Origin of the sequence: Candidatus Hydrogenedens sp., assembly GCA_035378955.1 — a bacterium.
In the GTDB taxonomy this organism is placed as follows: Bacteria; Hydrogenedentota; Hydrogenedentia; order Hydrogenedentales; family Hydrogenedentaceae; genus Hydrogenedens.
This window is the reverse complement of the sequence record DAOSUS010000140.1, coordinates 1-2,619: the sequence shown is the minus strand read 5'-3', so window position 1 is coordinate 2,619 and position 2,619 is coordinate 1. Positions and strand designations below refer to the sequence as shown.

4 protein-coding genes are annotated in these 2,619 nt (G+C 37.7%); 1 reads left to right on the top strand and 3 read right to left on the bottom strand.

What is annotated here, in order from left to right; translation table 11 throughout:
- Positions 1 to 521, bottom strand: a 521-nt coding sequence (locus PLA12_14670; GenBank protein ID HOQ33733.1) for a PLP-dependent transferase, incomplete at its 3' end; no start/stop codon positions are given.
- 34 nt (positions 522 to 555) lie between these two features.
- The gene (cysK, locus tag PLA12_14665; protein ID HOQ33732.1) at positions 556 to 1,488 is read right to left on the bottom strand and encodes a cysteine synthase A; all 933 of its coding nucleotides are present in this window, start codon (positions 1,486 to 1,488) and stop codon (positions 556 to 558) included.
- Positions 1,489 to 1,958: 470 nt separating this feature from the next.
- Here cysK and PLA12_14660 point away from each other — a divergent pair, with 470 nt between their 5' ends.
- On the top strand, positions 1,959 to 2,243 hold the full coding sequence (locus tag PLA12_14660; protein ID HOQ33731.1) for an RNA-binding protein: 285 nt from the start codon (positions 1,959 to 1,961) through the stop codon (positions 2,241 to 2,243).
- 79 nt (positions 2,244 to 2,322) lie between these two features.
- Here PLA12_14660 and PLA12_14655 read toward each other — a convergent pair.
- Positions 2,323 to 2,619: acylase (locus PLA12_14655; GenBank protein ID HOQ33730.1), on the bottom strand; the 297-nt coding region annotated here is incomplete at its 5' end.

The following is a 2,619-nucleotide window of genomic DNA, read 5'->3' as shown; positions in this document are numbered from 1 at the left end:
GCAATTTTAGCTATACCTTCAAAATCTACGATGTCGTTTGCGGGATTTCCAATGGATTCTACATATAGGAATCGTGTTTTATCATCTATTTTCTTTTTGAAATTTTCCGGATTACTTGCATCAACGAATCGGGCTTCAATCCCTAATTCTGCAAGTGTATGAGCAAACAAATTATAAGTACCTCCATAAAGGGTACTAGAAGAAACAAAGTTTTGTCCTGCATGTGCTATGTTTAATACTGCTAATGTTATAGCAGAAGACCCGGAAGAAACAGCAAGAGCCCCGACCCCTCCTTCTAATTCTGCAACTCTTTTTTCAAAAACATCTACAGTTGGGTTCATAATTCGGCTATAGATGTTGCCAAATTCTTGGAGAGCGAATAATCGAGCTGCATGTTCACTGTCTTTAAACACATACGAAGTAGTTTGATAAATAGGCACTGCACGAGCCCCAGTTGTGGGGTCTGTAACCTGTCCTGCATGAAGTGCTAAAGTTCCTTGACGATATTGATGCTTTGTCATAATTTTACCCTTTCATTTATTTTTTAATTATTTTTTATTGTCCATTAAAAAGAGATGTAGATAAATATCGTTCACCAGAATCCGGGAGAATAACTACAAAAGCTTTATGCTCAAATTCTTCCCTCTTGGCTAATCGAATAGCTACAGCCATAGCCGCGCCTGAACTTATTCCAGCAATAATCCCTTCTTCTTTTGCTAATCGTCGGGCTGTTTCAAAGGCTTCTTCGTCTGTTACTGTTTCAATGCGGTCCACCAGATTTAAATCCAGAATATCGGGTTTAAATCCTGCACCAATTCCTTGGATTTTGTGAGGACCTGGAGAACCACCAGATAGGACAGGTGAGCCTGCAGGTTCAACACCTACACTTATAATCTTTTTCCCACATACTTCTTTAATATACCTACTTACCCCTGTTATCGTTCCCCCTGTGCCTATACCAGCCACAAATACATCTACAGTTCCGTCCGTATCATTCCAAATTTCGGGTCCTGTTGTTCTGAAATGTATGGAAGGATTTGCCGGATTTTTAAATTGTTGCGGCATGAAATAATTGGGGTTTTCACTGGCAATTCTTTCTGCTTCAGCAATGGCTCCTCTCATTCCTTTTTCCCCTGGAGTGAGAATTATATCGGCTCCAAAGGCTTTTAACATTGCTCTGCGTTCTAAACTCATGGTTTCTGGCATGGTAAGAATAAGACGATATCCCCTCGCCGCAGAAACAAAGGCAAGAGCTATACCTGTGTTGCCAGATGTAGGTTCTATAATAGTGCCACCAGGTTTTAATAATCCTTTATTCTCGGCGTCCCATATCATTGCAGCACCAATACGGCATTTTACAGAGTAACCCGGGTTTCTCCCTTCGATTTTTGCAAAGATTTTTTTAGTTTTTGTCCCCTGACTAAGTTTGTTTATTCTTATCAGTGGGGTATTTCCAATAGATTGACTGTTATCTGTAAATACTTTCATCTTAAAATCCTCCTGAAATTTATTGGTTTGTAGTTGGTTTATTGAATTAATTAAAGAAAAGAAAAATAGGGGAGAGAAATACTACTAACACATGAAGGGGGTACATCGGTGGGAAAAAACAAAAACATCAAATTTTACAAAATATTTATGTTTCATTTTTTTAGTTTTTGTACCTGTGTTAGTTGTTTTCATAAAGATATTTTTTAGTTTAACATATTTTAATTCAATAAACAAAATTAAAATAATTTATATTTCCAAAAATAAAAATTTGCAATTGAGTTCGATATATGATATAGTATGGCTTGTAATTGAATATGTCAAGGGGGTTTATTGGTTAGGGATGTACTAAAAATCCTGTGATTCATTGGTTCCCCGCCTGAACAAAGCAGAGTGCTATATGATAGCAGGTTTTGAGGGTACAGGCTAATAAACTTCTGGGACAGAATGTGTATGTTTTAGGAGATGCACAAGTGAATATTTTTGTAGGAAATCTGCCGTATTCATCTACCGAACAACAATTAGAAGAAATGTTCGGAAGATACGGCAAAGTGGACTCTGCGCGAATCATTTCTGACCGTAATACGCGTAGGTCTCGTGGCTTTGCGTTTGTAGAAATGCCTGATGACAATGAGGCAAAATCAGCAATCGAAGCACTCAACGGTACCAGTTTAGGTGGAAGAGAACTTAAAGTTAACGAAGCCAGACCGAAGGAGGAATTTGCACCGCGCAGAAATCGTAATCGTTACAGACAATAACTCGATAAGAGTTTAAATAGAACGATTATAAAAATATGCTCACTTCCAAAAAGAAGTGAGCATATTCATTTATAGATGATTAATTTTTATTTTCTTGTCCAGGTTTGTATTCTTTCGAAATATGTTCTTTCAAATCATCAAACTCCCAATGGACAGGTCTCATTTTTCGTTCTACAAAAAGATAAGCCTGGTCTGCATAGTGAGGTGAATTTTCATCCTGTGTAGCACTTCCAAATTGATGTAATGCCTGAGAATGAACTTTGCCATCTTTATCCCATATTACAAGTAAAACATACGAGTCCCCTGCTCTCCCTTCAAGGTATTTACCTGTCCATTCTCCATATACACAATAAAGCAAGTCGGGACCTCCTCCTAA

What these genes read in the sequence shown, in the direction of transcription:
- cysK (HOQ33732.1), bottom strand. Translation starts at nt 1,488, where the DNA reads ATGAAAGTATTTACAGATAACAGTCAATCTATTGGAAATACCCCACTG.